This is a genomic window from Hydrocoleum sp. CS-953, from assembly GCF_002260545.1.
Classification (GTDB): domain Bacteria; phylum Cyanobacteriota; class Cyanobacteriia; order Cyanobacteriales; family Microcoleaceae; genus Trichodesmium.
Genome location: NZ_LGSU01001241.1, coordinates 1 through 8,418 on the forward strand (window position 1 = coordinate 1; position 8,418 = coordinate 8,418).

At 34.3% G+C, this 8,418-nt stretch carries 3 protein-coding genes and 4 pseudogenes; 2 read left to right on the forward strand and 5 right to left on the reverse strand.

From position 1 onward, the window contains the following. Window positions 1-879: 879 nt before the first annotated feature. The 4 genes and pseudogenes from AFK68_RS21205 to AFK68_RS39415 form a co-directional block, all read right to left on the reverse strand. Window positions 880-1,530 carry a TrkA C-terminal domain-containing protein gene (locus tag AFK68_RS21205; RefSeq protein WP_094674854.1) on the reverse strand — a complete coding sequence of 217 codons (651 nt, stop codon included), beginning with the start codon at window positions 1,528-1,530 and terminating at the stop codon, window positions 880-882. A gap of 6 nt (window positions 1,531-1,536) precedes the next feature. After that, window positions 1,537-2,173: pseudogene (locus AFK68_RS21210) on the reverse strand (NAD-binding protein); the annotation flags it as partial. A 20-nt stretch (window positions 2,174-2,193) separates the two neighbouring features. Further along, a pseudogene (locus AFK68_RS45925) lies at window positions 2,194-2,678 on the reverse strand (cation:proton antiporter); the annotation flags it as partial. Window positions 2,679-2,723: 45 nt separating this feature from the next. Further along, window positions 2,724-3,739: pseudogene (locus AFK68_RS39415) on the reverse strand (cation:proton antiporter); the annotation flags it as partial. A 1,627-nt stretch (window positions 3,740-5,366) separates the two neighbouring features. On the opposite strand from AFK68_RS39415, the pseudogene AFK68_RS21230 reads away from it, so the two are divergent. Both AFK68_RS21230 and AFK68_RS21235 read left to right on the forward strand, forming a co-directional pair. Continuing rightward, a pseudogene (locus AFK68_RS21230) lies at window positions 5,367-5,898 on the forward strand (M23 family metallopeptidase); the annotation flags it as partial. A gap of 219 nt (window positions 5,899-6,117) precedes the next feature. Then, window positions 6,118-6,639, forward strand: a complete 522-nt coding sequence (locus tag AFK68_RS21235) for a late competence development ComFB family protein (RefSeq protein WP_094674860.1) — start codon at window positions 6,118-6,120, stop codon at window positions 6,637-6,639. A gap of 600 nt (window positions 6,640-7,239) precedes the next feature. On the opposite strand, the gene psb29 is transcribed toward AFK68_RS21235, so the two are convergent. Then, window positions 7,240-7,959 carry a photosystem II biogenesis protein Psp29 gene (gene psb29 / locus AFK68_RS21240; RefSeq protein WP_094674862.1) on the reverse strand — a complete coding sequence of 240 codons (720 nt, stop codon included), beginning with the start codon at window positions 7,957-7,959 and terminating at the stop codon, window positions 7,240-7,242. Window positions 7,960-8,418 lie beyond the last annotated feature (459 nt).

Sequence of the window (8,418 nt, forward strand, 5' to 3'; positions counted from 1 at the left end):
CGTTTTCCTGACGGAATGCTCCGCAAACATGTCGCGCAGCGAAACGGCCGTTAGCTTCGCATAACTATCGTTAACGCCCGTACAGGAGTTAGGAGAAATATTAGATTTGAACAATTAAACTATTCAATTATATAATTCCTATTCAAGAGAATATTTTTATTAATGAATCAGTAGTTTTGCGATTACTTTATAATCGGATTTTAGATAACAGGGAAAAGAGAACATTTAGAAAAATATTTTCACTTAATTACCGAAAAAGTAAGGTATAAAGTCTCTATATTCTCTGGAGGAAAAAGAAAAAAAATCCTTTTAACAAATCCTTACTATTACAAAATAGGTATAGTCATTTAATTTAAAAAGGAAAGAATGTTTCCCCTGAAATACTTTCATAGCAATAAACACTTGTCTCAATCTAAAGTTAAACGACTATAATTAGGGTTAGCTGAAAAAGTATTTTAGTCAGGGTAGCAGTCAGAAGGTAGGGACGTTGCATAAGGGCGTCCGTACAGAGTCAGGAGAAATTGGAGTTAGGTCGAAGGTAGTGGGAGGAATTATCCCTTGATTTTTCTGTAATATTAAGGAAAAAATTCTAAATTTTTGAACCTTTTTAACCTCAAAGTTCGTACTTTTTCCATACCTAAAAATGCTACAAACTTTATCTGTAAAAGCTTTTATATTTAATCAGCAAAGCAATAATAATTAATTATTAATTATTAATTATTAATTATTAATTATTNCTAAATTTTTGAACCTTTTTAACCTCAAAGTTCGTACTTTTTCCATACCTAAAAATGCTACAAACTTTATCTGTAAAAGCTTTTATATTTAATCAGCAAAGCAATAATAATTAATTATTAATTATTAATTATTAATTATTAATTATTTAGTTGTACTTAACTTTTGTTTTTCAGGATATATTTTAGACTGGGGAATAGTAAGTTGCCGTATTTGACTAAGTTCATGGAAACTACCGCAAAGAAGTAAGCGATCGCCCATCTGAGTTTCTGTATCTCCTTGAGGCCATCGAATTAATTTTCCTTCTCGTTGAATTGCCTGAATTTCTACTGCATATTTACCATGTAAATCTACATCAGATAATTTTTGACCCACAAAGGGACTAGACTCAGTTAAAATCAACCATTGACAAGATGTGCTTTCCTTTGGTACAGCAATTTCTCCTTTTGCCAGACGCTCAAAACTATCTAATTCTGAAGGTTCTCCCACTAATAAAAGTTTATCACCAATATCTAATACTGTCTGACCTTCTGGATAATCAATTTCCTCTCCTTCCTCCCTACGAATAGCCATTAAACTAACTCCCGTTAACCGCCTTAAGTTAGTTTCCTCCAAAGTCATACCAGTCAAAGGAGAATTTTCTGGTAAAGAATACCATCTACTATTCATATCTTGAACTGCTGCTTTTAACTCTCTAGATATTTGAGGATCTAGAATTGAAGGCCGTAATGCTTGATAATGACTTTGGCGAATTTCTTCTATTTCCTTTTGAATAACCTTTGCCGATATTCCCATACCAANACCATCTACTATTCATATCTTGAACTGCTGCTTTTAACTCTCTAGATATTTGAGGATCTAGAATTGAAGGCCGTAATGCTTGATAATGACTTTGGCGAATTTCTTCTATTTCCTTTTGAATAACCTTTGCCGATATTCCCATACCAACTAACAGATGGTTAGAAAGTTCTAAACTAGCTTCAAAATTTGGTTCGACTACTTCCCTAGCTCCCAGTTGATATAACAATTCAATATCCTTATATCGGTTAGCCTTAACAACTATATCCAAATCTGGGGCAAATTCTAGAGAGCGCTTCAGGCAAAGTCTCGTACTCATAGCATCTGGTATAGCGATCGCCATTGCTTGTGCCTTATCCACACCAGCTCTTTCCAAGACGTGCATGGAGCAAATATTACCATAAAGATAAGGAATATCTTTGTCACGCAACTTTTGAGCCACCGTTTCTGACTGGTCAATGACCAGATAAGAAATATCATGGTTTTCTAGTTGTTGTACTAGGTTACGTCCTACTTTTCCATAACCACATACTATAACATGATTTTGTAGAGGTAAATCTACTGAGATAGCTGTGTTAGGTTGATTCGTTTCATAGAGATACTTTTGTAACCAAGAAAAATTTTCTGCCCAATTTAACAATTGTGGGGCAATTTTCAGGNTGGTCAATGACCAGATAAGAAATATCATGGTTTTCTAGTTGTTGTACTAGGTTACGTCCTACTTTTCCATAACCACATACTATAACATGATTTTGTAGAGGTAAATCTACTGAGATAGCTGTGTTAGGTTGATTCGTTTCATAGAGATACTTTTGTAACCAAGAAAAATTTTCTGCCCAATTTAACAATTGTGGGGCAATTTTCAGGACAAAAGGTGTAATTACTAAAGTTACAGCAGTTGTGCCCAATATTAATAAGTATACCCGACGAGAAACTAATCCTAATATTTGTCCCTTACTGGCAAGTACAAAAGAAAATTCTCCTATTTGAGCTAAACCTAAACCTGATAAAATTGCCGTTTTCAGAGGATAACCAAAAATTCTCACAATAGGAGTAACAATCAAAAATTTTCCTACTAAAACGAGAAACACTAAACCCAGGATTATTTCTAGATGACTCCACAGGAAAAATGGATCTATTAACATCCCTATCGCTACAAAAAATAGAGCTGCAAATATATCTCGAATAGNCCTATTTGAGCTAAACCTAAACCTGATAAAATTGCCGTTTTCAGAGGATAACCAAAAATTCTCACAATAGGAGTAACAATCAAAAATTTTCCTACTAAAACGAGAAACACTAAACCCAGGATTATTTCTAGATGACTCCACAGGAAAAATGGATCTATTAACATCCCTATCGCTACAAAAAATAGAGCTGCAAATATATCTCGAATAGGTTCCACATAAGTTAGAGTTTGGTCAGCATATTCTACTTCAGATATCATTAAACCCGCTACAAAAGCTCCCATTTCAATAGAAAAACCTAAATATTCAGTCAGGAGAGCTATTCCTAAACACAATGCCACAACTCCCAGTAAAAATAATTCCCGACTTTCAGTTTTTGCCAAAAATCTTAGTAACGAAGGAATTACCCAAATTCCTGCTGCTATAGCACCCAGAGCAAATATACCTATTTCCAGAAGCGATCGCCCTACTGCAATACCAATAATTTCTGGAGGTTGGTTTAAAGCAGGTAAAACAGCTAACATTAATCCCAAAGCTAAATCTTGGACTACTAAAATTCCCAACATAACTTGGCCGTGGGATGTAGATGTCTCATTCCGCTCCATCAAACATTTCAGTACCACTGCTGTTGAAGATAGAGATAGTATTGCCCCTAAAAATACTCCTTGGACTGGAGAGGATACCCACCCTACCCCCACAGAAACTAATGTTGTGACTAAAATAGTAAAGATAATTTGTAGTCCACCACCACCGAGGCTAATTGCTTGGACTTTTCTCAATTCTGCCAGGGAAAATTCTACTCCCAAAGCAAATAGTAAAAAAGCTACCCCTAATTGAGCTAAAGTTTCTACTTGAATGAGTTCTTTAATTAAACCAAATCCTGCTGGTCCAACAATAATCCCACCTAACAGATAACCTAATAAAGCTGGCTGTCGTAAGAGTGATGCGAATAGTCCTCCTGCTGCTGCTGCTGTTAGAACTAATACTAAGTCTATAATTAACCTGAAGTCTTCTTGCACGGATTTTTATCAAAATTACTATCTTGTAAAGATATATTAACTCCAAGGTAAAAATTCAGCTATTCTATTTACTGTAGTAGTCATTCCAGTTATCAGTTATCATTTCCTATTCAAGTAGAAGGTTTGAGACCTGATTTTATGGTCAGTATTAAACTTTTTAATTAACTAATAATAATTTTTAAATTTGACATTCTTGATGTTTTATGTAAGATAATGAATGCTTTATTAGTTGATGATTTAAAAATTGTCAAAGTGGGAGCAAGAGTTCCCTTAATTAATACTAAAATAGTCTTACTTGAATAATAAAAATCTCCTTCATTAATTGATAATGGATAATTACCTCAAGAAAAACCATAACGGAATTGAATATAAGCAAATATCCTATAGCAATCCTAAATGATTTGTGATAATTTTTATAATAGTTAAGATAGTTAAAATTGAGGAAAAACCTTGAAAATTATGACTTCTACCTCCTGAGTCCTAACTACCACAAAAATATTCCNTAGCAATCCTAAATGATTTGTGATAATTTTTATAATAGTTAAGATAGTTAAAATTGAGGAAAAACCTTGAAAATTATGACTTCTACCTCCTGAGTCCTAACTACCACAAAAATATTCCAATTGAAATAAGATTGCTATAGCACTTTTTTATCTTTAAATAGAAAGCTGTATACCTTAATTTTTTTGTAAATTAAGCTCGCAATAACCTTTTTATAGTGTTTTGAGATTAGTTATCAGGTAAGCATTTCCTACGGAATGCTGCGCAAACAGCTATTAGCTGTCAGGTCTCAGCAACAACACTAAAGTGTTGAAATTAATATAGATTTTAAGGGTGAAGAAGCTAACTTTCGTAGTAAGACAATTAATAAAGCTTTTATCCTTAACTAGAAGCAATAGCTGATAGCTTATGGCTGACGGCTGAGTGCTTACGTTATCAGAGATATCTAAATCTATATGGATAAAAAAAATAAATTTTTATTTATTCGTTCGATCTGAAGAATTTAAAAATATAAATAATTAATGTTTTTATCAGTTAAAATTAAACAGTTTATCCATAGTTTAATCTTGGCTACTGTTACAGCAATTTTTGTAGTAGTCATACCTGGTTTTAGTCAAACTGTACAGGTAACTCCCACTAACCCACAACTGGGAGATACCATATCTGTTGTGATTCAGCAACCAGATAGAAATATCTCAACTCCCAAGGTTAGTATGGATGGAAAAACTTACCCCTTATTTTCTATTGGACAAAATAGATTTCGAGCATTATTGCCCACAACTCCTTTAGATAAATCTGGCCTGCGACAACTGCAAGTGACTACTGACACAGGTATACAAAATCTAAATGTTAACTTGCAAAATCGCTCTTTTCCTACTCAATCTATTTGGTTGCCTCCTGACAAAGAATCTCTTCGTGGAACAGACTTAGAATTTGACAGAGTAGCAGCATTTAAACAACTTGTAACCCCACAAAAATTTTGGAATGGTCCCTTTCTTCGCCCTAATAATGGTCCAGTTAGCACCATCTACGGAGTGCGCAGGATTTATAATGGAAGGTTTGCTGAGAATAATTACCATCGAGGAGAAGTTTATGCAGCTTACAATGGTTCCCCGTTTGAAGTCCNTTTTCCTACTCAATCTATTTGGTTGCCTCCTGACAAAGAATCTCTTCGTGGAACAGACTTAGAATTTGACAGAGTAGCAGCATTTAAACAACTTGTAACCCCACAAAAATTTTGGAATGGTCCCTTTCTTCGCCCTAATAATGGTCCAGTTAGCACCATCTACGGAGTGCGCAGGTATTATAATGGAAAGTTTGCTGAGAATTATTATCATCGAGGAGTAGATTATGCAGACTACAATGGTTCCCCTGTTGTAGCTCCTGCTGCTGGTCGTATTTCTCTAGTGGGATTAGAATCTCAAGGTTTTGAAATTCATGGTAATACTGTAGGTCTCGATCATGGTCAAGGAGTAACCAGTATTTTTATCCATTTGAGTAGTGTTAATGTCAGGGAGGGCGATCTGGTGAAAGCTGGCCAGCAAATTGGTACTGTAGGATCTACAGGAGCATCTACAGGTCCTCATCTTCACTGGGGATTATATGTACATGGTCAAGCTGTAGATCCGGTTCCTTGGCGATACAATGGTATTGAATAAATTCTCTCTAGTTATTAGAGTCAAACTATGGAAAAATTTTTAGTACAGAAATTTTTTTTCTATAGAATAAATATATCTGTAATTTTTTAATTATTCTTTGAATAGTAAAGTCATTATTGATATTGTTGATATTGACTTTGATGAACTTATCACCTTATTCTAATTATTAAGCTAGAGATTTTATTGGAAAATTATTATCAATAAACTTACACAAAAGTTATGAGTATAGAAAGAATTGTTGAACAAGCTTTACAAGATGGTTATTTAACACCTTCTATGGAAGCAGAGGTAGGACGAATCTGTAATACGGCTTCTGAATTATCGATTGAGGAATATATGGCCCTTGACCGTTTGATGGGAGCTTTGCTAACAGGAGAAGTAGTTGTCTTACCTCGTAAACAATTTATCAATGTGATGGAGGAGTTAGTATTATCTGAGGCAATAGCAAGGGTAGCAGAGATTGAGGCCAGTAGCGATCAAACTCTTGATGTGGGAGATATTGCAGCTTATGCTCTGAATAGACTTCCTCCTTTGTATGCTACTACTGAGGAAGGCGCTCAGTTTCAAAGGTCTAAAGCTAAGGATGAGCTTCAAAATTTGATTTCTAAACAGGTAAGTGAAGCTATAGATCAAAATATTAATCGACAACCAATTAACCCTACAGCTTTTGGCAACTCACCTGATGTGAGCACACAACTTAGTAACTTGCTCAATTCTCTAGCTACAGACTATGAAAAATAGCATATAGCAATTCCCAAGAAGCGTGAGGTACAAAATTTTAGGTTTTAGGGAACACTTAACTGGTATGGAGGGAATAGAAAAGAAATTAAAGAGCTTGTGTACCTCATAAGTTTGAAAAACCCTATAATTGATTTCATAATTAACTGCTTATACCTTATTTAGATGAGGAAATCAAGTTAGTTCTGAGAAGTAAAAGATTGATAATTTTAAACAAAAAAAATAGGAGTATGAATGTTTAATTGGCATCCTCTACTCCTATGTTTATACTGAATTTTTTATACCTATAAAATCAGTCTTTAGGATATAAAAATTTTAGCAATTATATATAAAACAAAGCCGAAAANGAGTATGAATGTTTAATTGGCATCCTCTACTCCTATGTTTATACTGAATTTTTTATACCTATAAAATCAGTCTTTAGGATATAAAAATTTTAGCAATTATATATTCATCAAAGTTTGCTATTCTATACTATCATTTTCTCATCTTTTCCTCTATCTATTCTGAGAGAAAAATTATCTCAATTCATAAATTAAAAATCTAATATTTTATGACAAGAGAAAATTAAATTATTAAGCTTTAGTAATTCAATCAGTTTCTTTATTCACTATCTTCTGAGGTATTATTGGCAGTAGTAGAAATGTTCTCTTTTTCTAACCTACGTTGTTCCCGTTTTTTCTTCGCTGCTTCAAGGGTATCTTCCATAGCACTACGAGCTTGAGCTATTCTCTCCAAGTTACTAAGATACAAATCTATATCCTTTAATAACTTTTCTTCTAGTAAGTTTAAAGCTTGGCAAACTTTCTTCAGTGCCTCTGTGCGCTTCTCTTGTTCCTTGATGAATTCTGTATCTACTATTTCTAGTAAAGTAAATAAACCTATAGCAAATAAGCGACTATACCTAAATTTTGAGTTCTCAGAAATACCTCTTAAATAATCTTGCAAATATTGAGTATTGTCTATATTGTTTGATAAACAAATCCAAGAAAGCATATCCGATGCTGATAGTTGCCGAGCTAAATCTTCTAATCCTTTAGCATCAGTACGGTATTTGTTGGGATCTTCCTCTTGTGCTTGAATCAAAGCATTAAAAATTGAAATTTTGTCCTGCTCTGGAGAATATCCCTGCATAAAACGGTCATAAGCTGTAACTACACCCAAACCATAAAATGGGTTATAGCTATAATTAGCATTAACCGAAATCAGGTGCATTTCCACTAGCAACTCTTCAACTACCCGATTATATATTGAGTTAATAGGACGGGTGTGAAAGTTATAAAAGGCTTTCTTAGTATCTGAAACAGTACGATTATTATTCACCTGGTGTTCTAGTTCTATAATCCCATCCCTGGAGCTTGATTTCTGAATCTACTGTACAAGTTTTTAACTATATAGTAGTCACGAGAAAAGCAGAGTGGGTTTTGCGATGTGAAGTACCTACCCCAACGCTGTAATTATGATGGGTATTTCATTGATCCTAGTACAGGATAATGTGGCACTATAATATAATTTAGTTTTTACTTTCTCAAATAAATATAGTAGTCTATCAATTTGGAAATGATGGATATATTTTTGTAACTTGGATTTTAGGGAAATGCTTTTTGGGATTGCCTACCCCTAAAAATTATCTTGACAGAGGAATAGTTTGACTCTCCCCGCTCTAAAGAGACGGAGATTCACAAGCAGCCCAGAATCGGACTCTTGCAGGCGAAGTCAAAGCGCCCCTACCCAGTTGCTCCCGCTGCCCAAGGCACGAGGCTTCTGGCTACTTTTTTCTGT

Bases quoted from the DNA above. Each gene is read 5' to 3' on its own strand.
- AFK68_RS21205 (WP_094674854.1), bottom strand. From the start codon at position 1,530: ATGGGAATATCGGCAAAGGTTATTCAAAAGGAAATAGAAGAAATTCGC.
- AFK68_RS21235 (WP_094674860.1), top strand. From the start codon at position 6,118: ATGAGTATAGAAAGAATTGTTGAACAAGCTTTACAAGATGGTTATTTA.